The organism is Mycobacterium sp. NGS61 (assembly GCF_059812325.1).
This window is the reverse complement of record NZ_JCALCL010000008.1, coordinates 83049-107665: the sequence shown is the minus strand read 5'-3', so window position 1 is coordinate 107665 and position 24617 is coordinate 83049. Positions and strand designations below refer to the sequence as shown.

Genomic DNA, 24617 nt, shown 5'->3' with positions numbered 1-24617 from the left:
CTGCAGGACGATACGCACTCGGCGGCTGAAAACAACCGGTCGGAATATTTCTAGGCCAGTGACAGAAAGAGTTTCTCAAGTTCGTCTTCGGTAAGGGGGGGTTGAGTCCCCGACCCTTTGTTGGTGATGCATTGCCGCATACCCGAGGCGACGATTTTGAAGCCGGCGCGGTCGAGCGCACGCGACACTGCGGCGAGTTGCGTGACCACGTCTTTGCAGTCGCGCCCTTGCTCGATCATGGTGATGACGCCGCCAAGCTGGCCGTGAGCGCGCCGCAATCTACTGAGCACATCGTTCATACGGTCGATGTCGTCGATCACTTGTCCTCCATGAGGGTCGGCGTAATCACCCATTCTACCCGGGGGGGTATGGCCTTGCGCGTTACGACCTGGCGAGGACAAGCAGGTTGAGTGTAGTAACACTGTGAAGTCGCCCCCAACGCTTAATGGGCCTAGGTCGTTGCTGGGGCGATTTGTCGACTAGTGCCAATGCGCGAACCATGTGGCGCCGCTCGATGATCCGACGAGAAGGGACTGACGGGTCGGGGTCGCACTCTTTGGGGCCACCAGAACCAACGTCCGAGGAGGGCTGCGATTGATGGCGTCATCAGGGAGCGCACGATGAGGGTGTCGAACAACAGACCGAGGCCGATGGTGCTGCCGGCCTGGCCAATTGAGCGCAGGTCGCTGGCGACCATGGACATCATGGTGAACGCAAACACTAGGCCTGCCGCGGTGACGACTCCTCCGGTCTCCCCCATGGAGCGGATGATGCCGGTCTTGAGTCCTGCGCCGATTTCTTCTTGGAATCGTGACACGAGGAGCAGGTTGTAGTCCGAACCGACCGCGAGCAGGATGATCATGCCGAATACTGGTGCGATCCAGTTCAATTCCAGACCGAACAGGTGTTGCCAGACCAGGACCGACAGTCCGAATGCGGCACCCAGCGACAACAGGACGGTGCCGACGATCACCAGTGAGGCCACGAGGGCGCGGGTGATAATTATCATCACGATGAAAATAAGTGTCATGGCGGCGATTCCGACGATCAGTAGGTCGTATTGGGATCCCGACTGGATGTCTCGGTAGATGGCGGCGGTGCCGGCGAGGTAGAACTTTGCGTCGGTGAGTGCGGTTCCCTTAACGGCTTGGTGTGCGGCGTCGAGTTCGGGGATGACGGAGTCGATGCCTGCCGGTGTGGCGGGGTCGGTGTCGTGAGTGATGATGAAACGCGCCGCTTTGCCGTCCGGTGACAGGAAGAGCTGAAGGCCGCGCTGGAAATCGGCGTTGGTGAAGGCTTCCGGCGGCAGGTAGAAGTAGTCGCCGCTTCTGGCGGAGTCGAACGCTTCGCCCATCGCACTGGCTGTGTCTGTCATCCGCGAGATCTGCTCGACGAGGCCCGAGAAGCTGCTGTGCATGGTGAGCAGACTGCCCCGCATCGATTGTGCGACGGCGATGATCGGCGGGAATTGCTGCAGCAGCTGCGGCAGGAGCGCATCGATATTCCCCACGTCTTTCAACAACGCGTTCATGTTGCTGCTGAATGTGTCGACGCCGTCGATCGCGTCGAACACCGATCGGGCTCCCCAGCAGACAGGGATGTTGAAGCAGTGCTGTTCGAAGTACAGATAGCTCCGGAATGGTCGCGCGACGTCGTCGAAATCCGCGAGGTGATTCCGGATTTCGTCGAGTGTGGCTTTCATCTGACCCATGTCGCCGAGCATGTGGTGGGTTGTGGTGGCCATCTCGCGCATCACGGCATAGATTTTCTGCATCGAGGTGACCATGGCGCCGAGATCATCGCCCATGGTGAGCATGTCGGCGGCCCGGTCGCGCATGAATTGCAGGTTCTCGCGGATGGGAATTGATTGAGCGCTGATCTGGAACGGTATCGACGTGTGCTGGACGGGACCACCGAGGGGTCGGGTGATGCTTTGCACCATGGCGATACCCGGTGAGCGGAACACTTCCTTGGCGATCCGGTCCAGGATGATCATGTCGCCGGTGGTGCGCATGTCGTGATCGCTTTCGACCATCAGTATGTCGGGATTCATTGTTGCGGCGCTGAAATGGCGCTCTGCGGCTGCATATCCGACGCTGGAGGGCAGCGTGTCCGGGATATAGAAGCGGTCGTTGTAGCTGATTTTCATGCTCGGCATGATCAAAATGCCGACCACGGCGATGACCAGTGACGCGGCGAACACCGGGGCCGGCCAGCGCACCGTGGCGGTCCCGATCCGCCGCCAGCCGCTGACTTTCACCGCCCGCTTGGGGTCGAGCCAACCGAAACGGCCGGCCACTGCGACGACGGCCGGCGCGGCGGTGAGCGCTCCCACGACGACGACGAGCAGTCCGAGGGCTGACGGGATGCCGAGTGCTTTGAAGTACGAGAGTCGCGCCAGGTGTAGGCAGAAGGTGGCCCCGGCGATCGTGAGCCCCGAGCCCAGGATGATATGCCAGGTCCCGCGGAACATCGCGTAGTAGGCGGCTTCTCGATCCTGCCCGGCCTGGCGGGCCTCCTGATAACGGCCGATCAGGAAGATGGCGTAGTCGGTTCCCGCCGCGATCGCCAGCGAGGACAGCATGGCCACGACGAACGTCGAAAACCCCAACAGATCGTAGTTGCCCAGGAGCGCGACGAGCCCTCTGGCCGTGCCCATCTCGAAACCGACCATGAGCAGTACCAACAGCACTGTGCTGACTGAGCGATAGGCCAGGAACAGCATGATCATGATGACGACGCCGGTCACACCCATCATGGTCAGCATGCTCTTGTCGGCGGCTTCATTCATGTCCGTACTCAGCGCTGCTGGACCAGTGAGGTACACCTTGAGACCACTCGGAGGCCGGGACGCATCGATGATCTCCCGTGCCGCTTTGACGGATTCGTTGCCCAACGTGCTGCCCTGGTTACCGGCGAGATTGACTTGAACGTAAGCCGCTTTGCCGTCGCGACTCTGCACGCCCGCGGCCGTGAGCGGATCTCCCCACACGTTCTGCACGTGCTGCACGTGCTTGGAGTCGGCTCGCAGCCTATTGACCAGTCGCTCGTAGTACCGATGCGCCGCCTCACCGAGTTGTTGATCGCTTTCCAGGACGATCATGGCGATGCTGTCGGAATTCGACTCGTGGAACTGCGCGCCAATACGTTTCGCGGCGATCATCGCGGGCGCGTCTTGGGGGGACATGGTCACCGCATGGTTTCGTGCCACCGACTCAATTGGCGGCACAAGCACATTCAAGGCGACGGTCAGCAGCAGCCACGCGATCAGTATCGGCACGGCGAATGCCCGCACGAACCGCATGAATGCCGGACGGCCCTCGGTGTCGGTGCTCACGCGGCCTTGACCAAACAGGAGGTTTGCGCGTGGTGTCCAGTCGAAGATTGCTCGTCCTTGACGACACCGTCGACAGTGATGCGGCAACCGATTTCGTCGCCATCGCCTTGAGCCACCAAACTAGCGATCACCGCAGGCACTGTCGTCGTGACCGTAAATGACCACGGCAAACCCGTGAACGACGCTTGTTTCGGCTGGGCGTCCCTATTCAGATAGCTGATGCTTCCCGCAGTTCCACCAGGTCCGTACACCTCGTATACCACCTGTTTGACATGCGAGGCTTCGAGCGGTCCGGCGCTGCTGGCAGTAGCAGAAAAGATCTCATCCGAGCCAAACACTCCGCGCAGCCGATCAACCGACACCCCGCCAATAGTCAACGCAATCAGGACAATCAGCGGCACCCACAGCTTCCTCAGAGATTTCAGCAAGAAGCGCAATCCCTTCACTTGTCGGCCAACGCGGTGCGCGGCAATCGGAGCGTTACCGGCTCACGAGTCGCGGACGCACTGCACCCGACGGAGCGCCCCGCGCACGCACCCCGTCCTGTGGCTGAGTATGCGCGGATCGGCCTTGCCTGGTACTCACCGGCTCGCGGGTACGGGTACGGGTACGGGTACGGGTACGGGTACGGGTACATCGTGACACATGGAGATGAAGTCAGCAACAAATCAACAAATTGCTGCTCACAAATGTGACCGCATCCAAGCCGGGATCGCGTATCACATATTCAGTCCGTGGGAATCCACCCGCCGCGCATATGGCTCATTACATCCCGCGATCGTCTTAGTAGACAAGACTTCCCATCGGTGCATCGACAAGCTGAGGCCCGCCAACGGGGATTGCAGGCACCCAGGATCAGATGACTTTCCATCTTCTCGCCGAACTAGGCCTCAAGCCTGCAAGATGGTCGTCCTAACTGATCCCGGCGATACCGCCAACGTCCTCGTGGAAGCAGCGGATGCGGCGCCGCGGATTTGAGTCCTGATGCGGGTGTCCTGTCCATCGGTCACGGAGGAATTCCTCTCGCTTCCGTTGCATTGCGTCACGGTACCCGCCGGGGTATACAGTCATAATAGCGTCGGCGGCATAAGGAAGCAGTCCTGGTCACCGGTTTCGTCGACGCGCACCGCCAATCACGGAAATGGTTCGGGACGACTTCTCGTGACGTTTTGACAGTGCGGCCAGATGTTTGGGGCCGATGAGCCAGGGAATCTTGATCGCCATGTCTATTGCAGAACCCCGAACGCCCCCGTTGGTCGCCAGTCGACCCTACCCCGCACGACTGGGGCCCAAGGGGAACTTGGTCTACAAGCTGATCACGACGACCGATCACAAGCTGATCGGCATTATGTATGTCGTTACCTGCTTCGGCATGTTCTTCCTCGGCGGGCTGCTGGCGTTGCTGATGCGCGCGGAGCTGGCCGCCCCCGGCCTGCAGTTCCTATCAAATGAGCAGTACAACCAGTTGTTCACCATGCATGGGACGATCATGCTGTTGCTCTATGCGACTCCGATCGTGTTTGGGTTTGCCAACCTGGTGCTGCCGCTGCAGATCGGTGCGCCGGACGTCGCCTTCCCACGGCTCAACGCTTTTTCGTTTTGGCTGTTCTTATTTGGAGCGTTGATCGCCATTGCGGGCTTCGTCACTCCGGGGGGCGCGGCCGAGTTCGGTTGGACCGCGTACACCCCGCTCAGCGACGCCATCCACTCGCCCGGAGTTGGGGGGGACCTATGGGTTGCCGGTCTGATTGTCGCCGGTTTGGGCACCATCCTCGGGGCGGTCAATATGATCACCACGGTGGTGTGCATGCGGGCACCCGGCATGACGATGTTCCGGATGCCGATCTTCACCTGGAACATCCTGGTGACCTCCATCCTGGTGTTGATCGCGTTTCCGCTGTTGACGGCGGCGTTGTTTGGGCTGGCCGCCGACCGGCACCTCGGTGCACACATTTATGACCCGGCTAACGGCGGAGTTCTGTTGTGGCAGCACCTGTTCTGGTTCTTCGGGCACCCCGAGGTCTACATCGTAGCTTTGCCGTTCTTCGGGATCGCCACAGAGATTTTTCCGGTGTTCGCGCGCAAGCCGATCTTCGGCTACACCACCCTGGTCTATGCCACGTTGTCGATCGCGGCGCTGTCGGTCGCAGTGTGGGCGCACCACATGTTCGCCACCGGCGCGGTGCTGCTGCCCTTCTTCTCGTTCATGACGTACCTGATCGCGGTGCCGACCGGAATCAAGTTCTTCAACTGGATCGGCACGATGTGGAAGGGTCAGCTGACGTTCGAAACACCCATGCTGTTCTCCTGCGGCTTCTTGGTAACTTTCCTGCTGGGCGGTCTGACCGGTGTACTGCTGGCCAGCCCGCCATTGGATTTCCACGTCACCGACAGCTACTTCGTCGTCGCCCACTTCCACTACGTGCTGTTCGGCACCATCGTGTTCGCCACCTACGCCGGCACTTACTTTTGGTTCCCGAAAATGACCGGCCGGTTGCTCGACGAGCGGCTAGGCAAAGTGCACTTCTGGCTAACGTTCATCGGGTTCAACACCACGTTCCTGGTTCAGCACTGGCTCGGAGACATGGGTATGCCGCGTCGCTACGCCGACTATCTGCCCACCGATAACTTTCAGGTACTCAACCTCGTCTCGACTATCGGCGCCTTCATCTTGGGCGCGTCGATGTTTCCGTTCGTCTGGAATGTCTTTAAGAGCTGGCGCTACGGCGAGGTGGTGACAGTCGATGACCCGTGGGGTTACGGCAATTCGCTAGAGTGGGCGACCAGCTGCCCGCCGCCGCGGCACAACTTCACCGAATTGCCCCGGATTCGGTCAGAGCGCCCGGCGTTCGAGTTGCATTACCCGCACATGGTCGAACGGATGCGCGCCGAATCCCATGTAGGCCGCGCTCACGGCCACGAGGGCCACGATGTGACCCGCATCGACGATGTCGAAGTGCGCAGTTAACGTCTCAGTGCCTACGCCGCCACTTGCAACGAACTGCAGGGGCGGGGCAGCCTGTAACCATCGGCCGGTACTGACGACCAGTTCTGGTGTTCGCGCCAAACGCAAGCAGAAGACATAAGTGGTGAGGCGCGATGTTTTCCTCGGTTCCCGTTTCAGGCGCAGTCGCGTCCACGGGCACCGGTAGCCGAACGCAATCGCGTTCGAACGAAGTTAGAAACTGTCCGTGATCTGCTGTTGCCAGCGGACGCCGCTGACGTCGGTGAGCAGTAGCGTGTAATGGTGGTTCGGGTCGGCAGCTATGCTGCCGGTCTTCATCAGTATCTGCGCCTTGGCGCCCAAGGGTATGACGAGGCCGCACGTTCCCGTTCGAACCTTCGCCACGTGATAGTTGACGATGTTGTTGGCGGGAAGTTCACTCAACTGAGGTCCAGCAATTTTGTAGATTGTCTTATCACCGTCGAGGATAGCGACACTAACCAAAAATGAGCCGTACACATCGACGCCCTCGGTTCGATAAACAGTGAACCGCAAAGAATCCTGCGCCATAATCGCCTCAGAGATCTCGACCACAGGCTTGACCGATTTGTTGCGCAAGGGCCCGTACACGCCGCCGTGAAAGTATTGGTTGGTGATCAGCGCCACGGCGAACACTACCGCTGCGACAGCGATGACGGCCGATTTACCAATGGTCATCTCTCCGGAGCCCAGCCGGGTGAACCATCGGCTTCGTGTGAGTCGAAGATTCTTGTGCCGCAACACCGCGTCGATCGAATAGAGGCCACCACCGCTGAAAAACAGCGCCGATCCGGACGCCAGTCCCAGAATTCCGATCTGCCATTCATCCAGGCAGGTCGTCCCCAACCATCCGGCGCCCAGCAGAATTCCCAGCGCTAGAAGTAGAGCGCTCACGCTCGCCGCCCTCGTGAAAAGCCCAACCATGAGACACAAACCGACCACTGATTCCATCATCGTGAAGCCGATCATGGACCACTTGAGGATGTCGGGATGCATGACCAGCCAATGGATAACCGGCTTGATCACCATTGCCTGAGGCAGGAAATTATTGAACTTCTCGCCAACATAACCGACCGAGTGCGGATCTAGCTTGTCGGCCAGTACCACCCGGCGCCAAAAGGCAGAAAAATACGTCCAGCCGACAACGAGCCGCAGCGGCAGCACCACCAGAGCCGGCGACAACTCCCGCGTGATCAACCGCACGGCAGGTCCATCTTCGTCACGCATTGCATACCCTTTCGCAGGCGACACAGGGCCGAGACGGCAACAGCCACTGGATACCGATCACACCCGTCAGACCCGCCCATCAGCACAGCGGCGGCTGACCGGTATCGGCTGCAGTCACCGCCGCCGGTGACCCGCCCCCACGGTAACCCAGACACCGGAACGCGACGCATCGGCATACCGCAGGCGTTCGCTCACCCCGGCTTAGCCCCGCGCGCGAAGGCGATTCATCTGACCGAACCCCTTCGTGCACCCCCGGGAAAGCGATAGCCTGAAACGCTTGCAGCGCATAGTCATTGACGGAACACCGCATCAAGACCGGTCCCAAACGCCGAGATGTTGCCCCTGAGGCCGAGGCTGACACCTGTCGCATCCAAAGCGACTCGTCGAGTTCTCCCATGCAATTCAGGACCGCTGCACCCGAGCCCGCCCGCCATCGCGGCCCACCGTGGCGTTGCGCTAGGCGCCGGCCGCTCCAATCAATGCCGTCAACGAGCACTCGCCGATCGGCCCGATACACTAGGGGGTATGGTATTTGGTAGGTAGCCGTGATTAGCCCTCTAACTAGGCGAAGATAGCCGTGACCCGAGCATATGACGACCGCGCGAGAGCAAAATCGACCTACTGTCACCTTTTCTCGGTGAACACCGAGGTGCCGCGTAGGACGAAGCGCAGATCGGGTCGCCGTCAAGGGGGTCGCGCCGACGTAGGTGGAGATCCGCGGGCTGACTTCCCGCGCACACGGAAAGCGCTAGGCAATGGCCTTGAGGGCGAGGGGACGTTAAGCGCCGCAATAGACGGATCAGTGCGAAATGGAAGTCCTAGGAGGGAGCAACATTGACCGAGATACAGGTACCCGATCGGAGCACGAACACGGTCACTCTATGGCTGGACCCGGTGTGTCCGTTTTCCTGGAAAACGGCTCGTTGGCTGACCGCCGCCGCCGAGAAGGCTGGATTTGACATTGATTGGCAATTCATGAATCTCGCCATTCTCAATTCGGGCCAAGAACTGCCGCCACCGCAGCAGGCTCGCATGAACGACTCACAACAAGTCGGGCGACTCATGACCGCGCTACAGCACGAACTCGGATCCGACGTTATGAGCAAGGCGTACTTCGCCTTCGCCCAGCGGTACTTTGATCACTCAGCGGCACTGGACGAAGACCTCGTCGATTATGTCCTGCGGGTGGTCGGTGCCCAAGATGTCAGCGTGGCAGCACTGAGCGATTCCTCCCTCGATGCTGCAGTCGCAAAGTCCCACCAGCGCAGTCAGGACGCGCTCGGGGACACCGGCGGCAGTCCTCTGGTCACGATCGATGGCCGCACCGTTTTTGGGCCGGTCTTCACCGCCGTTCCCGCCGCCGACGAGACGCTGGCTGTGTTCGACGCCGTTGCCACGTTGGTGCGCGCACCGGAATTCAGCCAACTCAACCGTCCTCGTACGCACTAGCAGCGTCCGAGACGGGCCATCGCCGTGAGTTACCCCGTACGCTGCCGTGTTTGCGGCAAGACGACCTGGGCGGGATGCGGCCGGCACGTGGCAGCAGTCAAACGGGCGGTGGATCCAGCGCAGTGGTGTGGCGGTCACCCCGACGACGGCGCAGCGCAGCCATTAAGGACTCGCATCCGATAGGCGAGCAGGAAAGACGGAAGGAAACGGCATGACAAAAGAACTACTCATTCTCGGCGCCGGTATCGGTGGTCTGAGCGTCATCAAAGAACTCGCTGAATCGGGTGTCAGCCTCGATGATCTCGCCGTCACGGTGGTCGATGAAGACTTCTCGCATTTCCTGGGATTCACCCTTCCGTGGGTGATGCGTGGGTGGCGTGATCGCGACAGCGTCCCGATCACACCCAGCGCCACGGCATTAGCCGGAGCCCATCGGGTCACTGGGACGGTTCGTGCCATCGACCCGGCGGCACGAACCGTGACACTCGCCGACAAGACCGAGCTTGGTTTTGACGCCCTGGTTATCGCGACGGGCGCGCGCAACGCCATCGACAACATCCCCGGACTGCGCGCCGCAGTCGACTCTGGTTCAGCGGTGCACTACTACAGCGCCGAGGCGGCCGCGCAAGCTCACTTAGCACTGCAGGCATTCTCCGGCGGAAAGCTGGTCTTCCTGGTGACCTCGCAACCCTACCGGTGCCCCGTCGCACCGTACGAAGGGTCGCTTCTCGCGTCAGATCTACTGCGCGACAACGGATCCCGTGACGTTACAGAGATTTCAGTCTACAGCCCCGAAAAGCACCCGATGCCGTCAGCGGGACCGTTCGCCGGGCCCGAACTGATCGGCCTGCTCAATGAGCATGACATCGAGTTTTTCGGTGAACATACCGTCGCCCGCATCGACGCCGACGACCAGGAGATCCACTTCGAGAACGGTGTCACTACCTCTTTCGACTTACTGGTGTTCGTGCCCCCGCACGAACCCGCCGTGGCCTTGGACGGTTCAGAGTGGATCAGTGTCGACGCAACCACCATGGAGACCAAGCACTCCGGCATCTTCGCGATCGGCGACACGACCGCCATCACCTCCCCGTCCGGCAGACCGCTGCCCAAAGCCGCGATCTTCGCCAAAAACGGCGCCAAAGCCGCTGCGGCCAACGCACTGCGGCACCTGGGCAAGACCGACACCCACACCCAACTTTCCGGCGAGGGGTACTGCTACATCGACACAGGCAACGGCGAATCAGCCCTCGGGAGCGGCGATTTCTTCACCATGCCCCACCCCGCCATACACCTCAGTCAGCCATCGCCAAAGCTGCACCACGACAAACAAAACGAAGAACGCGACTGGCGCGCTGAATGGGAAGACGTTCACTCACAGGCAAACTGACCGACGATCGCGTCCAAACACCTTTGCGCTGCTACAGCGGTGCCGATGACCTTGGGGAAGGATAGACGCTGAGGACTTCGGCTAGCCGCCACAACGGCAGAGGCATTCAGTTGATCCCGGCAATCGATCCGAAAGGCGCTGCTGCGTCGATGGGTTTGAGTACGCTGGTCGCCCGACTGACCGTACCTTCTCTATCAGTCGGACTCTCACCAATCCCGATCGTCATCGCCTTCGCGTTACTCTCGTCCACAAATGCCGGCCACGCGCATCGGGCATGGCCTATCTCGCGGGGTTGGGTGACTGCGCTCACAGTGTCCATATTGGCGGGTCGAATCATCCCTGGCCTGCATGACGCGCCACCCGTCCACTGCCGCATTGCCTGTCGATGGCGGCCACGCATACCTGACCGATCACAATGGGTTAGTCCGCTGTGGTCGACGCAGGCCAGGAGAACACTCGCCCCACGCCTAGGTTGCGCAGGTCGGTCAACATCACGAACCGAAACTCCGTCCATTCCCGAGCGCCGCCGTATTCATCCGAGTGTCCTCTGTTGATCGTCGGTACGACGTACCGCGACGAAGCCGTTCCAGTCGCGTTTGGCATACCCCGCCCAACGCATGGCGGTAACGGTATCGATGGCGAGCAGGTCGGATAGGACGGCGGCGGGTAGGTCTGCCGCCATCCCGATCAGGCCCGTATTGCGGCCGCCTCGGATCGTGAGGCCGCTGTCTTTGAGTCGCTTCCCGAAGCCGCCGGAGTCGACCGGGCGGTCGGGGGTGCGGCCGGGGAACAGGAGCCGGTCGGCTGTCGAGGATTCAGGCAAGGTGGAGCGCCGGGTTGGACGAGGTAGTTGAGCGAGCAGTTGGGCGAGTTTGGGAGGCAAGACCATGTGGTGATCGCGCAGGGTGAGGTAGGTGTGGCCGTCCTGTACGTGTATTTGGTTCTGCCGCAGCCTAAGTACCCGGCTGGTGTTGATCCCGTACAGCAGGATGAGCGCACCGCCGGCGCGAAGGTCGATGTCAATGGTGTCGTCGTTGAGGCATCGGTGGAGTTGCTCAAGGTGTTCGGCTTCCTCGATGAATACTGAGGGCGGGCTGGGGTGGACAGCCGGGGCGGAGGCGCCGTGAGTGATGCGGCGTTGGTTGGTCCAGCGCAGGAAGGGCCGGACCTCTCGGTGTCGCCAGGTGCCGTGTGCCAACCAGGTGTCAATGTCAGCCTGGTTCATGGTTGCAAGGGTGCGTCGGCGGGTCTCGAGCCAGGCAAGGAACTCCGATGCGACACAGACCTGGCGGCGAATGCGTGCCGCGCCGGCGATGCTTAGTGGTTGTTTGGCTCGGCGGGCTCGGTGCAGGAGGTACCAGATCGCGTAGCTGCGGACAAGTTGTGCGCGCTCGGTGGCGTGGTTGGCGAGGTATCGATTGAGCCATGGCTCGATCCGCTCGAGGTATTCATTGCGTGGCGGCAATATTTCTGTGCGAACCAGGATTTCACGTACGTAGTTGACGTGTCTGCCGGGTCTGAGCTGGTCGAGTGCATCGTGAGTGATGGTCGTTCCGGTCGACGCCAGGTTCGTGAGGAGCTCGGCAGCGGCGCTCTTGCCGAGCCAAACCGCTACGCTGCGCGGATCATTGGCGTTGGCAAGGGCATCCGCCAATGGTTTTAGTTGGCCCGGGATGGCACCATCGGGCCCGGCCATGGCGTTGCGCAGCAGTTCGGCCGTGTGGCAGCGGCTGCATTGGTTATACGCGCGGATACCCGGCTGGCCACAAGTGGTGCAGCGGTAATCAAGCTTGCAGCCACAACACGGACCGCAGACCCGGCGGCCGTTGGAGTCAAATCCGATTAGAACCGCCTGCCGGCCGCAGGACGCGCATTGTGACGGGTACATTTTCGCTTTATGCACGCACGGCGTGCAGACGGGTCCAGCCGGCCAATGGCGTCCTACTTTGCGTCGTTGTTGGCAGAACGCGCAGGTCGACTTCGAGTGTGATGAGCGTATCCCGGTAAAGGTTGCCGTCGTGATAGCGCGGCAGGTGCTGCACAAGTGCGGGCCCAGGACACTGCCGCTCTGTCGTCGCCGGGTGACCCCACATAATCCGCATACCCATACCGTGTTGGCTCTGGCGTAGCAGGTAGTGCAGATGCGTCCTTCCGATGTCACGTACGGGGCGCGGCGACGCTGTCCGCATCTGCAACAGATGTCGACGCGCGGCGGCGCGCAGGTGGGACAGAGCACCCCGCCGTCAGCGAGTCGGCGTGCTCGCCGACCGAGCCGTCCGCACTTGCTGCAGTGTTTGCGTGACAACGGGTCTCGGCTGTAACAGTTGGTGCAAACGAGCCCGTCGAGAAGCTTGACCCGTCTGCTGACAGAGGCCTTTGCGCATCGCGCGCACGTGAACGGCTCACTGCGATCTCGGCAGCGGCTGCAAATGCGACCGGTGGGACCACTCGCGGTCAATGGTGCACGCTGTTGACAGTTTGTGCAGGCGGGTGGCTCTACCGAGGTGCGGCCATCCGCCAGCAGCACACGCGTCAGGCGTATGAGCCCACGTGGGCAGGACGCGTCGGGGTGGAGCACCGCATCACCATGAGTGGCCAGATATGCGTCGACCTGGTTCAGCGTTTTGGGGCGGTCTATTCGAGCATCTTGAAGGAGGCGGTTGGCATCTGCAACCGATAGCTCGGGAAGCGCGTGGACCAGGTGAGTGCCTACCCGGTGCCACGCGTCGGGGTTGAAGTTCGCGGACCCTTTCATGAGTTGTGATCCGGGCGACGCACGGTGGTGCGTCGCACCGTCGGCAGTGTTCGCGGTTGGCCGCCCGCGACCTTCTTGACCGGTTGATTGACGGTCTCGATTTCGATCAGGTCGTTGGGCGAGCATTCAAAGATGTCGCACAGCGCCGCGAGAACATCCATGGAGAGCCGTTGGGGAGGCGAAGTAACCAGGCGAAATACCTGCTCCCTCGACAGGACTACACCACGTTCGGCCAATAGCGGAACCAGGTCGGTTGTTTGGTAGAGCTCACGCTGCGCCATCAGCGCACGCAGTCGCCACTGATAGCCCATTTTCTTGATCACTGCCGTTCCTGCCTGACAGCAATGCCGCGTTTGGTGAGCGCGTCACGAAGCAATCGGTTGCGGTACTCATCGGAGACGTGACTGTAAATCGCCGTAGTGCTGGCGTAGGAATGTCCGACCTGGTCTTGCACGAAGCGTTCTGGGTAATCGAACTCGGTCAGATGGGTGACGTAGGAATGGCGCAGCGAGTGCAAGTCGAGGTCCCCGGGCAAGCCCGCTGCATCGCGCGCCGCCGTAAAGGCCTCATTGGCGGCGCGTTTCGACAGTCGCCCGCAGCGTTCGGTCACCCACAACGCGGGATGGCGGCCTGGTCGAAAACACGGACGAACTTCATCCAGATAGCAGGCCAGGACTGTCACGATCCAATCCATTTCTGGCACCGTCAGCACGACGCGCCGCTTCGGCGAACTACCTCGCGTCGCCTTGCCGAATCGTACGAACACGCCGCCAAAGCGACCGTAGGACGGTACCTTCGGGTTCGACCTGAGATCCACGAGGTCTAGTCCCACCGCTTCTTGTCGACGTAGCCCATAGGCGTAAACGGCCTTCAGCAACGTTGAGTCCCGCAACGCCGATAATGCTCCCTTGCGATGGTGACGTCGCGCCCGATCGACCAACCCGTCAGCGGCATCGAAGAGTTCTTGAACCTCGTCATAGCTCAGCGGGCGCCGTCCCGACCGTCCCTCGAACTCGTTGACGTGGCTCACCGTGTTCCAGTCATGCAGAATTTGCGCGGGAGTCTGCCCGAATCGCTCCGCGCACAACGATGTCCACCCATATCGCTGATCAGTGAGGAAGCCGCAGAACAGCCGCAACGCGTTTTGATATCCCCGCACCGTCGAATCAGACTTCGGTGCGGTGCCCGACAGCAGATGAGAGAAAAACGCGTCGGCGTCGTCGGCTCGCCACTGCCAGGGATACGTTCCGGTGAACTCCGCGAAGCGGCTCACCACACTCGCACGTGCTTCAATGGTCGCCGTCCTGCACACGCGAGCGCGCTGCTGATCAGCCCAACCTGACAACATCGCACGGAACACCGTAGCTTCTGAGTCCAACAGAAGGACCTCGGAGTTCAACGACGGAGCCGCTGAGCCCGGCAACTGACCGTCCACATCTCTGTTGTAACAGATACAACAATGATGCGCCAGGTATAAGTTGCCTGGTAGCGGCTCGGTGATGAGCAACCGATGCAGTGTTGGAGCGCAACTCACCAAGCATTATGCTGACCTCGATTCGCGCAATTATGTTGCGGTGGATGCAATTCCGCTCGTTCCACGCAGCTGTGTGAACGGTGAAGCGATCCACATGCGCAGTGCGAGGTGCCTACAAGTACCTGGTGGGCACCTAAGCCGGCGCCGCACGCCGGGCAGTGCGAGGGCCCCACTTCTTCCCAGCCGCGATGAGTCTGCCGAAGGCGCATTCGGCTCATGCTAGCCATCGGCACTGTCAGAAAATTGGTGAGCCGCGGCCGTCGCGCTGGGCCATTGGCGGGGCTTAGCCTCGCAAGTATGCGAACTGATCGGATCGGTGATGGGTAGCCCATCAGCCCGGACCGTTGCGCTGCGTGACCAGATACTGGCCGCGCTCCGCGCGGAGAGCCCGTTGCCGATATCGACGCGTCGCGTGTGCGAGCTCCTCGGCGCGCACCGATACGACGAGACCGGCTACCGAATCTATCCGCAACTATGCGCCCTTGACCGGCTGGGCATCGTGGAGCGCCTCCGCCGCGGCGGCGACTGCCGCGACGTCTTCTGGCGTTTCCTCGGCGATCCCACGGAGGCTGATTTCAACGCTGCCGTCGACGCGGCGCAGCACCCCAAATCAGAAGCTATCGAGCTGCGACACCGGCAGCGGTCAGACGAGGTGACCGAGGCGACGTTAGCAACTCTCGACCGCTATATCACGGCGTTCGATGTGGCGCAAAGACGGTTCGCCGTCGCGGCGCCATCAGGCGACGCCGACGCCGAAACTGGCGCAGCCTACGAACTAGCCGCCTTCGCAAGGCAATTCGTAGACGTGTGGACAAACTGGCCTTCAGGAGAATTGGTGAGCCCCGGGCGTCGCAGTAAACCATCACAAGGGCTTATCCACGAAAGTATGCGACAGCAGCCCGCTTCCGATGTCCACGCCTGGGCGCGTAGCGCTGCGGTCGGATCTCCCTTGGCACGAATGATTCTCGTGGTGTTAGCCGACGCAGCGAAGGACGACCGCACTGCGTGTATCTCCCTTCGCGCCCTGGTCGATCAGTCTGGGGCCGCGCGGAGCACGGTGTTGCGTGCTCTCAACGATTTAGAGGAGCGGGGGTTGCTGAGCCGGCGATCGCAATTCGACGCTGACGGGGCTCGCCTGCCCAGTCGATATCACCTCAATTGCGCCCCTGCGCAACGCCTTCGAGGTCCGGCCACAGCGGCTCGGTCAGCCCGCGGCGTTCCTTCCCGGCGGGCGCGGGCCTGCGGTGTCGCCGCGGAGCGCCGGTGGGAGGCGCTGCCGCCGCTGCTTCCGGTTGCCGATGCGGCACCGTTGTTGGGAATCAGTCCTCACACTGTGTATCGGTTGATCGCCCGCGATGAGCTGCCGTTTCGCCGGGTCGGGCCGCGCCGGGTCTATATCGACACGGCGCGCCTGCGTGACCTGCTCGACCCGTTGCCACGCTGATCGTCGACGCCTGCACGTAAGCCGCGTCAAGGTTTTCCATTCGCAAAGCACAGCGTGGACCGTGCGCGCGAATGCGGTGACGGTGACGTTTTTGCCTTCTGGCCTTCGATTATGGCCGGCGCTTCGCTTCGCGCAAGGCCACGGCCTGCGCTGCGCTACGGGCACAAGGCTCGCAAAGTCTCTCGCGCTGCTCGCAGGCTCGCACCTTCGACACTTTGCGCCCGGACCTTGCACTCTCGCGGCCCTGGTGCCGGCCCAAATCTTGGCTGCCAGAAGGCAAAAAAAGCGGGCGGCCCGCAAGGGGCGCTGTCAACCGAGAAAGGTTCCACCCATGACCGACACCATCACCACCGAGGCCGAGCAGAACTCCGGTGAGCACCCCGCGCTGGGTGTCATCGAGCACATCGACCCGCACAGCCTGGTCCTGGACTCCAACGTCCGCGACGAGGCCACCCTCGGCGCGCAGTTCGTGGCTAGCATCAAAGAGCATGGCGTGCTCACGCCGATTGCCGCCGTGCGCGATCGCGACGGCCAGCTGCGGGTGCGTTCCGGGCAGCGCCGCACTCTGGCAGCACGCGAAGCCGGACTGGCGAGCGTGCCGGTCTATGTCCGTACCGCAACCGCCGGTGAGGACGACAAAGCCCAACTCGTGGAACGGGTGTCGGAGCAGATCGTGGAGAACGACCAGCGCGCGCAGCTCACCGAGCTGCAGCGCACCCGTGGCATCCAGCAGATGATCGACGCCGGGGTGTCGATCACCAGGGTTGCCAAGAAGTTGTCAGTAGGCAAGGACACCGTGAAGGCAGCGGCGGCGGCGGCGAAGTCGCAGGCGGCGATGCAGGGGTTGGCCGAGGGGCAGCTGAGCTTGAGCGAGGCGGCGGCGCTCACCGAGTTCGAGGACTTGCCCGGTGCGATCAACCGGCTGATGCAGGTGGCGGGCACGCGCAGTTTTGAGCACGTCGTGGCCCAACTGCGCCAGGAACGCGCCACCGCCGAGGCCGAAGCCCACGCCGCCCAAGCCTACGTGGAGCGGGGGTTCACCTGGCTACAGCAGCGCCCGGAGGCCTCAGATCCTGGCTGCATCGCCTTGCATCACCTGCGCACCGCAGACGGTGCCGAGGCCGACGAGCAGGCGGTGACTGACCCGGCCCAGTGGGCGGTGCTGCTGTACGAAACCGAGATCGTGGTTGATGCCGAGACCGGCGAGGCCGTCGATGAGGACGACGTGGATTGGGACACCCAGGACCAGCCCGAGGCCACCCCCGCCGAGGGATTGCGCCACGCCGACACCGTCACCGATGCGACCGGATACGTCCTGCAGTACTTCTGCCTGGACTTCCGCGCCGCTGGTCTGACGCCGGAGCCGTGGTTCGTCCGCCGCGCCGGGCTGGCCGAGGACACCGGCACCGGTGAGTCCACCGTCGATCTCGACGCCGAAGGGTTGCAGGCTCAACGTGAGCGGGCCGAAGCCGAGCGGGCCGAGGCCGACAAGCGGGAACGCCGCAAGGTGTTGGCGCTGAACAAGCTCGGTGATGCCGCGATGGGCGTGCGCCGCGATTTCCTGACCAAGCTATTGGCGCGCAAGACCCCACCCAAGGGTGCGGCGATCTTCGTCGCCACCTGCCTGGCGGGCGACCCGTACCTGCTGACTCATCACAACGCGGTGGAGACGACCGCCGAGCTGCTCGGCATCGAGCGCGCCGCCGTGGCCAAGCAGGCCAGCGAGCTCGGTGCAGGCGGTGACAATCGTGCTCAGGTGATCACGTTGGCTCTGGTGTTGGGAGCGCTGGAATCAGCGACCCCCAAGGACGCCTGGCGCGGCGCCGCACACGGCTACGGCGCTCGTGTCGGCAGCGCGGTCTACCTGCGGTGGCTGGCCTCTAACGACTATCCGCTGGCAGCGGTCGAGGAAATCATCACCGGCACAACCGATGCCGAGACCGTCTACAGCGAGTATCTGTCCGACGCCGGGAAGCAGTAACTTCGGCGGCTGGTGGGGGTCAGGGCTTCGGCGCTGGCCCCCACTCCCATCTGACCGGCCCAACCCCGTTGTGCAACAAGCACACTGCATGTTGCCTTCTGGCTTGTCGATCGTGACCGGCCGGATCGGCTGCACGCAAGGCACCGGCCTGCGCGTTGCTCCGGGCCCTGGCGGGCTCGCGAACTTTTCCCCGAGCCGCTCGCCCACACAACGGGCTCCCTGGAAAAACTTTCACGCCCGGGCCTTGCGCTCCGCCGCCCGTAACCCGGTCTAGATCGTGCTGCCAGAAGGGCAAAAAGAATAGATGTCGCAGACGGACGGGAATCAAATGAGTGTTCAGGAAGGGGAACGCATCAGCGAATAAATTACGACAATCAATCTTGGTTACTGGATGCGCGGAATCCGTCAGAGAATGTATTTCTTCGCCGGGTCACTCCGCGCGAGAATCAGGGCGACGCTGCCGCGCTGCACGCTGGCCCAGACAGGAGACCCGGCCCAAGCGAAATGTGCTGTCGAACAACTGGACTACCTGCATCGAGCCTGTGGTGAAGTGGAGTGATTCCGGCGTCTGATACGCAAAGAGAATCCGTGACAAAAGATCAACAAATTTGTTTCTCACCGATGTAGCGCCAGCCTAATTGGCGCAGTAATATTGAATTATCAACAACCCATCCCGCATTTATTTCAGGGGCTACCAATGTCTACTCTCACCGTCTACACCAAACCCGCATGTGTGCAATGCACCGCCACATTCCGCGCCCTCGATAAAGCAGGCGTGCACTACCAGACAATCGACATCACCACCGACGCCGAGGCCCGCGACTATGTGATGGCGCTGGGCTACCTGCAAGCACCCGTGGTGGTCGCCGAGGACACGCACTGGGGGGGCTTCCGCCCCGACCGCATCAAAGCGCTGGCCGCCTAGGCCGCCTTCCATCGAAAGGACGACTGCCATGCCTACTTTTGCCGCCCTGGACCACGACCTGCACGACATCGGTGAACTTGACCATCTCGAACGCATCGGTGAAACCCGCGCTCAACTGCTGGCCCACATCGCGGCCGGCATCGAAGCCCTGCAAAGCGCCGCCGACACCCTGGATCGGTTGTGCAGCAACATCGTTTACGACGCCGACTTCATCGACGGCCGTGACGGCCGCGACGTCGCCGCGTTCCTGGACGAAACCATCCGCAACGCTCGCGCCACCTACGCCGTTGTGCACGCCGTCATCGACAACGGGGTCCCGCGATGAGCTCCGCACACCACACCTGGCGACCGCGTGATGCATTCGAGCACGTCCACCAGGCGTTCGAGGCTGCCGGTCACCTCATCCGCCCCCGGGGGACCGATGCCTTCATGGCAAGTTGCCCGCTACACACCGACTACAGCCCGTCGCTGTCAGTCACCTGGCGGCCCACCGGGCGCGGCGACCAGGGGGGCGCGGTCCTGATGCACTGCTTTAGCTGCCAGGCCAGCATTGCCGACCTCGCCGCAGCCCTCGGCTTGCGGGTGGCCGAGCTGTTCGACGCCCCCGCACCGGCTCCCACCAATCACCCCACCAGGCACCGTCGCAGCGCCGCAGCGCGGCCCGCGCTCGTCTCAGGTCCACTGCCTGCGCGGATCACCCGAACCGCCGACCCTTCCGATCACCAGTGGACAACGGTGCGCGTCTACACCTACACCACCGACCGCGGACTGCCCCACCAGCAAGTGCTGCGCCAAGAATGCGGATGCAACGGCAACCGGCACAAACGATTTCAGCAACGCTACCGCGACGGCCGCCGCTGGGTGTACCGCAAACCCGAAGGATTCACCCCCGTGCTCTACCGCAGTAGCGCAATCGGCACCGCCGCCACCACCGACGAGTGGATCTGGATCACCGAAGGCGAAAAAGACGCCGACACCCTCACCCGCGCAGGCCGTCTGGCCACCACCAACGCCCAAGGAGCCGCCCACTTCACCGACGATCTGCTCGCGCACTTCGACGGGCTCAAGGTGGTCATCGCCGCCGACCGGGATCTGGCCGGCTACCGGCGCGCCCTGGACCTGCACACCCGGCTGCGCCGACGCGCCGCGCAGGTTGTCATCGTGCTCGCAGCGCTGCAGACCGACAAATCCGACATCACCGATCACCTCGCCGCCGGCCTGTGGCAACCGGGCGAACCCTTCGGCGGGCTCACCGTGGTCAGCCTCGACGAACTGCACGCCCTGGCCCTGGCCGCCACCGCCGCCACGGCCGCCGACCAATGCGCGACCGCGCTAGCCGAAGCACGCGCCACCGTCACCCAAGCGCACACCCACCGCCGGTGGCTGGCCGAAGCCGCCCGCCAACTGCGCGCCGTACACCACCAACACCAGCAGCTGACCAAGATCGTGCGCCACAAACGTTCAGCAACCGCCGAGACGGCCCTGCGCACCGTCACCGCACTGCGCACCCGCGCCGCCGCCGACTACCGCCGCAGCGCCACCGCCGAGCCCCGCCTGCAGGAGTCCGCATGAACACCGGAATCGACACCCTCATCACCGCACAAGTCGCCACCGCCATCACCGCGGCCGCAGGCCGCACCGGCGGCCCGGCCGCCCACACCGCCCGCGCCTGGATCGACGGTCTGGGCGCGCGCGCCCAACTGCGCTCCGAACGACACCTCCGCCCACACCGCCCCCACTCCTCGAGGTAGGAACCCATGCACATCACCCGCCGAACCCGTGCCGCCGCGACCGCCCTGTCTCTTGCTCTTGCGGTCATCGCCGTGGCCGGATCAGCACCGGCCCGAGCCGACATACCCACGGTCAGCCCCGGTGACCGCATCGAATACCTCAGTGCCGCCGCCGATGTCACCATGTTCTGCACCATCGGCTACGTCTACACCGGCAGCGACCTGCACACCTACGCCGTCACCGCCGGACACTGCCGAGGCAAGACCGCGGGCTACGCCCGCGCCACCCGCACCGGATTGACCGGAGACTTCACCCGCGCCATCGTCGAACCGCCCTACCAGGGCGGCCCCGACTACGGCCTGATCGACTTCGGTATCCGATCACTGCCGCTGGCCTACATCGGCGACACCCCCACCACCAACCGTCACCCCCAACCCGAAAAAGGCCAGCAAGTCTGCCGCACCGGAGTCTCCAGCGGCCAACACTGCGGAGCCATCACCGGATACGCCGGCAAAAACCAATACCTCACCACCGGCATGCCGGCCAGCATCCCAGGCGACTCCGGCGGCCCCGTCTGGCTCACCACCGCAACCGGATCCGCCGAAATTATCGGCATCTGGCTCGGCGAAAAAACCACCACCAACGGCCAAGAACACGGCCGCTTCGCCTCCCTGGCCGACGGCCTGCAACTGCTGAACTGATCCGAGGAATCGACCCTTGCCACCCTCTGTGTTCCCGCCCGCCGATGGCGATGGCGACGTGGGCATTCCCACCACGCGACACCGTCGTGTCGGGGTCGAGTTCATCACCGTAGATAGCGAGATCCTGGCATTACGGCGCTGTTCATGCCGGGTGCAGTTCCTCGGAGCGAGGTGCCCCGATGCGGGAACGCCCTACCTGTACCGCCCGCCAACAGCCACCTGAGGACAGGCGCGCCACAACTTAGTACGGCAACTCGCACACTGCGACGTCGCAACGCCGTTGGTGGGCTGGCCACTCACCGGTCATTACCCACGCCGCCAGCGCAACCGGCACCGGACCCGGTGAATCCACCATCAACCGCCACAACGCCGTCTCGATCACGCCACCAGATTACTGCGACAATGACATTCACCGCCACGCGTTTTCAACCACAACGGAAAGGGCCCGGATCGTCCATCGATAGTGCTGTCTCGATGTAGCCGACGAAAGAGGCAGGCGTCCAGGCCTCGCTCAAACCAATTGTCGCTTCGTTGAAGACCGCACCGATTGACCCTCCTTCGGCAAGGTAAAGCGGGGTGATCTTCGTCGCGGGCTCGCCGTAGCCAGCAGGGGCAGCCGGGTTGTAGTCGACGCGCAGCGCGACGATCGGCAGAACCTTGCCGTCCGCATCGATCGCTGTAAGCCCCTGCGGTACGGAAACGATTGTCGGGGGGTAGCAACTGTCGGTGCTCATAGCTCCCATCATGACGTAGCTATACGACAGACCTCCGCACCTGCCGGGACGAGACGTGCCCTGCTCGCACGGCCAGAGCACCACCAGCTCCACCACCACCGACGCCCGACCGCGCGCTAGGTGAGGGTGAACTCCATGTCCTCGCCGTTGACAGTCACCGCCAGACGAGCGTTCTCGACACCTGCTGCGCGCATGTAATCCGCCAGGGTCGACAACAGCCAGTCCTGCTGGCCCTCAATCTTTGACACCGAGCCTTGGCTGATCCCCAACCGTGCGGCCAGGTCGGTCTGTGTCAACGCGGCAGCTTTGCGGATGGCCGCGAGATTGACGGCGTACTGGCGGTCCATCTCGCGCATCCCCTCGCGGATCGCGGCCACCCGCGCCGGGTCGGCGCGCATGTTCTGCAGGCGTTGATTACTCCTGTCCCTAGCCATCTCGTTGCACCTCTCGTTCCCATTGGGCGATCGCGGCGTCTGCGCGAGCACAGCACTGCGAAATCCGTAGCCTCTCACCAACTTTTACCTGTCAGCGGGCAGCAAGTATGACCGGTGAGGGCCCTGTCGCTGTCAACCCACACCTGGCGGGCTCGCCCGTTCTACGCTCCCGCCGCCCTGACGGGCGGGCTCCCGCTGCGCCCGTGCGGCACCGGCGGCATAGCCGCCTCCTGCTGATCCGCCGGCCTCTGCGGGGTTGACACCGCCACCCCACCGGTCCCCCCAAGCCCGCGCCACCAGGCGCAGATCACCACTACCGCAAAGGAATCCTGACCATGAACACCATCGAGCACACCATCGACCCGTGGACCAGCACCGACCACGACCCGCACCAGCCGCCCGCTGCCGGCAGCGACGCCGATGCCGAAAACCTCTACGCCGACTGGGATCTGGAAATCGAACACTACCGCGCCCAACTCGTCACCAGCCTCAACACCGCCCTGAGCGCACTCACCGGAGCCCACGCAGCGGTCAGCGCCCTGCTCAGTGACCAGGTCTACGACGTCGAGTTCAGCGAAGGTACGAGCGGCGAGGACGTGGCCGCGTTCATCACCGAAAGCCTGCGGCTCACCCGCGCCGCCTACGCCCTGACCCAACACGTCACCGACCGGTCCTGACCCGGCCACACTCCGAAAGGACCAATCATGAGCGAGTTCTGGGAACAATGGGCCGCCACGGCCGCCGCACCGATCCAGTGCCTCAAACGCCGCGCCACGGTGGCCTTCCGCGAAGAACGCCACCTCGGCCTGGTCATTCGGCGCCGCTGGATCACCTTCCCCGATGAAATCAACGGCGCCCCAGTCATCGTCGAGATGCCCGAGAACGCACCGACCAAAACGTGCGACCAGGGCCGCCACGATCAGTGCGGGCATCGCCTCGGCGGCCCGCACGAAGGCGGCATTTTGCTCAAGCTGTCCCTGCCCGGTTTCTGCTGGCGCTGTGGCTGCCCCTGCCACAACGACCCGCACCGCGCCGGGCGCCTGTTCTAACACCCTGGGCCCGGCCAACCCCCCACCACACCGAGGGTTGGCCGGGTCCCCCTTTTTTCTTCCGGCTCACAACCCCGCCGGCTGCCAGCCGACTGCGCTGGTGCCCGCCCGTGGCGCCGCGTAATCCGTAGCCGCTCAACTTTATTGCCGTCAGCAAGGGGGCACAGCGTAATCGGCCGGGGGCCCGAGCGCTCAACCCACGCCCGGCGTCGGCGCCGGCGGCGGAAGACATTTTCGGCCCTACCAAGCTCGCTGCCGCTCGCGGGCCGAAAATCCGCCGGCCCCGACCACCGGACTCTTCGGGGTTGACCGCCCACCCTCACCCGATTGACGCCCACCCCTAGCGCTGACCGGCGCAGCCAATCACCACAGGAGAACGGAGAACACCCATGACCACCTCGTCCAAGCCCAACAACCTCACCCCAGCCGCGACCATCACCCACAGCATCGTCACCATCAAAGGCCAACAGCACGCCGAGGTCTCCGCCCACCACGCGCGCACCCCGGACGCCCGAATCTCTCTGACGTGTGCTGGTATTCACATGATCTTCTACAGCTGCCATGCCGTGCAGGGGCTGCTCGAGGCCTTCACCGCCGCCCGCACACAGATGCTGGGCATTCCCCACCACATTCCGACACTGCGGCGCGACCCGCACGAGATCGAGGCCCGTGTGGCGCTCAGCGTCGAGTGGACGCGCCGACCCACCTACGCCGCCGTCACCCAATCCGCGCTCAACCGGATAAAGACCGCGAACGTCAACTGGATCGACCTCTACACCGGCCCACTGACCTGGCAGCTTCGCGACCAGGCCGGACTGCTGTCCATGATCGAACTGCTGCGCCGCACACATCAGACCGCGATCGCGATCTTCGCCGACGGCCGGCAATACGACGCAGACCCCACCAGCTGCGACTACCGGATCGCCTAACCGCGCAGGTCGGC

General features: G+C 63.1%; 23 protein-coding genes. 14 read left to right on the top strand and 9 right to left on the bottom strand.

The genetic code is table 11. The features are described from left to right. Nucleotides 1-50: 50 nt before the first annotated feature. From AC5Y3Z_RS17560 to AC5Y3Z_RS17550, 3 genes are all read right to left on the bottom strand, one after another. Nucleotides 51-299, bottom strand: coding sequence for a metal-sensitive transcriptional regulator (locus AC5Y3Z_RS17560; RefSeq protein WP_463829077.1), 249 nt, complete (start codon nt 297-299; stop codon nt 51-53). Nucleotides 300-451: 152 nt separating this feature from the next. After that, nucleotides 452-3304 (bottom strand): MMPL/RND family transporter, encoded by a 2853-nt coding sequence (locus tag AC5Y3Z_RS17555; protein ID WP_463829076.1) that lies wholly within the window; start codon nt 3302-3304, stop codon nt 452-454. Nucleotides 3305-3333: 29 nt separating this feature from the next. Next, a complete protein-coding gene (locus tag AC5Y3Z_RS17550; RefSeq protein ID WP_463829075.1) occupies nt 3334-3765 on the bottom strand; it encodes an MmpS family transport accessory protein in 432 nt (143 codons plus the stop codon). Between the two features lie 794 nt (nt 3766-4559). Between AC5Y3Z_RS17550 and ctaD the strand changes: the two genes are divergently transcribed. Beyond that, nucleotides 4560-6305: an aa3-type cytochrome oxidase subunit I gene (ctaD, locus tag AC5Y3Z_RS17545; protein ID WP_463829074.1), complete on the top strand. Its 1746-nt coding sequence runs from the start codon at nt 4560-4562 to the stop codon at nt 6303-6305. 210 nt (nt 6306-6515) lie between these two features. Here the strand turns inward: ctaD and AC5Y3Z_RS17540 are convergent, their stop codons facing one another. Beyond that, the gene (locus tag AC5Y3Z_RS17540) at nt 6516-7547 is read right to left on the bottom strand and encodes a TQO small subunit DoxD (RefSeq protein WP_463829073.1); all 1032 of its coding nucleotides are present in this window, start codon (nt 7545-7547) and stop codon (nt 6516-6518) included. An 834-nt stretch (nt 7548-8381) separates the two neighbouring features. Between AC5Y3Z_RS17540 and AC5Y3Z_RS17535 the strand changes: the two genes are divergently transcribed. The 3 genes from AC5Y3Z_RS17535 to AC5Y3Z_RS17525 are packed head-to-tail and all read left to right on the top strand — an operon-like array spanning nt 8382 to nt 10386. Continuing rightward, on the top strand, nt 8382-8996 hold the full coding sequence (locus AC5Y3Z_RS17535) for a mycothiol-dependent nitroreductase Rv2466c family protein (protein ID WP_463829072.1): 615 nt from the start codon (nt 8382-8384) through the stop codon (nt 8994-8996). Between the two features lie 24 nt (nt 8997-9020). Next, nucleotides 9021-9179 (top strand): DUF8730 family Cys-rich protein, encoded by a 159-nt coding sequence (locus AC5Y3Z_RS17530; RefSeq protein WP_499918666.1) that lies wholly within the window; start codon nt 9021-9023, stop codon nt 9177-9179. Between the two features lie 28 nt (nt 9180-9207). Beyond that, nucleotides 9208-10386 carry an NAD(P)/FAD-dependent oxidoreductase gene (locus tag AC5Y3Z_RS17525; RefSeq protein WP_463829071.1) on the top strand — a complete coding sequence of 393 codons (1179 nt, stop codon included), beginning with the start codon at nt 9208-9210 and terminating at the stop codon, nt 10384-10386. A 532-nt stretch (nt 10387-10918) separates the two neighbouring features. Here AC5Y3Z_RS17525 and AC5Y3Z_RS17520 read toward each other — a convergent pair. From AC5Y3Z_RS17520 to AC5Y3Z_RS17510, 3 genes are all read right to left on the bottom strand, one after another. Then, complete coding sequence (locus tag AC5Y3Z_RS17520; protein WP_463829070.1) at nt 10919-12082, bottom strand: site-specific integrase; 1164 nt, start codon at nt 12080-12082, stop codon at nt 10919-10921. A 1055-nt stretch (nt 12083-13137) separates the two neighbouring features. Then, entirely contained in the window at nt 13138-13464 is a 327-nt protein-coding gene (locus AC5Y3Z_RS17515) for a helix-turn-helix domain-containing protein (protein ID WP_463829069.1), read from the bottom strand. After that, nucleotides 13461-14648 carry a tyrosine-type recombinase/integrase gene (locus tag AC5Y3Z_RS17510; RefSeq protein ID WP_500001819.1) on the bottom strand — a complete coding sequence of 396 codons (1188 nt, stop codon included), beginning with the start codon at nt 14646-14648 and terminating at the stop codon, nt 13461-13463. The genes AC5Y3Z_RS17515 and AC5Y3Z_RS17510 overlap by 4 nt, the downstream gene beginning before the upstream one ends. 346 nt (nt 14649-14994) lie before the next feature. On the opposite strand from AC5Y3Z_RS17510, the gene AC5Y3Z_RS17505 reads away from it, so the two are divergent. From AC5Y3Z_RS17505 to AC5Y3Z_RS17475, 7 genes are all read left to right on the top strand, one after another. Continuing rightward, nucleotides 14995-16119, top strand: a complete 1125-nt coding sequence (locus AC5Y3Z_RS17505; RefSeq protein WP_463828191.1) for a helix-turn-helix domain-containing protein — start codon at nt 14995-14997, stop codon at nt 16117-16119. 331 nt (nt 16120-16450) lie between these two features. Next, nucleotides 16451-18100: a ParB/RepB/Spo0J family partition protein gene (locus AC5Y3Z_RS17500; RefSeq protein WP_463828190.1), complete on the top strand. Its 1650-nt coding sequence runs from the start codon at nt 16451-16453 to the stop codon at nt 18098-18100. Nucleotides 18101-18797: 697 nt separating this feature from the next. Next, complete coding sequence (gene nrdH / locus AC5Y3Z_RS17495) at nt 18798-19025, top strand: glutaredoxin-like protein NrdH (RefSeq protein ID WP_054586055.1); 228 nt, start codon at nt 18798-18800, stop codon at nt 19023-19025. A 28-nt stretch (nt 19026-19053) separates the two neighbouring features. Then, nucleotides 19054-19350, top strand: coding sequence for a hypothetical protein (locus AC5Y3Z_RS17490; RefSeq protein WP_306255929.1), 297 nt, complete (start codon nt 19054-19056; stop codon nt 19348-19350). Next, nucleotides 19347-20597, top strand: a complete 1251-nt coding sequence (locus tag AC5Y3Z_RS17485) for a hypothetical protein (protein ID WP_463828189.1) — start codon at nt 19347-19349, stop codon at nt 20595-20597. Before AC5Y3Z_RS17490 ends, AC5Y3Z_RS17485 begins: the two co-directional genes overlap by 4 nt. Beyond that, nucleotides 20594-20776: an amidohydrolase gene (locus tag AC5Y3Z_RS17480; protein ID WP_463828188.1), complete on the top strand. Its 183-nt coding sequence runs from the start codon at nt 20594-20596 to the stop codon at nt 20774-20776. Before AC5Y3Z_RS17485 ends, AC5Y3Z_RS17480 begins: the two co-directional genes overlap by 4 nt. Before the next feature lie 6 nt (nt 20777-20782). Continuing rightward, nucleotides 20783-21457: a chymotrypsin family serine protease gene (locus AC5Y3Z_RS17475; protein ID WP_463828187.1), complete on the top strand. Its 675-nt coding sequence runs from the start codon at nt 20783-20785 to the stop codon at nt 21455-21457. A 425-nt stretch (nt 21458-21882) separates the two neighbouring features. Here AC5Y3Z_RS17475 and AC5Y3Z_RS17470 read toward each other — a convergent pair whose 3' ends face one another. Beyond that, the gene (locus AC5Y3Z_RS17470; protein WP_463828186.1) at nt 21883-22191 is read right to left on the bottom strand and encodes a hypothetical protein; all 309 of its coding nucleotides are present in this window, start codon (nt 22189-22191) and stop codon (nt 21883-21885) included. A gap of 116 nt (nt 22192-22307) precedes the next feature. Then, nucleotides 22308-22625, bottom strand: a complete 318-nt coding sequence (locus AC5Y3Z_RS17465; protein ID WP_463828185.1) for a helix-turn-helix domain-containing protein — start codon at nt 22623-22625, stop codon at nt 22308-22310. A 335-nt stretch (nt 22626-22960) separates the two neighbouring features. On the opposite strand from AC5Y3Z_RS17465, the gene AC5Y3Z_RS17460 reads away from it, so the two are divergent. From AC5Y3Z_RS17460 to AC5Y3Z_RS17450, 3 genes are all read left to right on the top strand, one after another. Continuing rightward, nucleotides 22961-23302: a hypothetical protein gene (locus AC5Y3Z_RS17460; protein WP_463828184.1), complete on the top strand. Its 342-nt coding sequence runs from the start codon at nt 22961-22963 to the stop codon at nt 23300-23302. Nucleotides 23303-23329: 27 nt separating this feature from the next. Then, on the top strand, nt 23330-23674 hold the full coding sequence (locus AC5Y3Z_RS17455) for a hypothetical protein (RefSeq protein ID WP_463828183.1): 345 nt from the start codon (nt 23330-23332) through the stop codon (nt 23672-23674). Nucleotides 23675-24063: 389 nt separating this feature from the next. Further along, a complete protein-coding gene (locus AC5Y3Z_RS17450) occupies nt 24064-24603 on the top strand; it encodes a hypothetical protein (RefSeq protein WP_463828182.1) in 540 nt (179 codons plus the stop codon). The last annotated feature ends 14 nt before the right edge of the window (nt 24604-24617 follow it).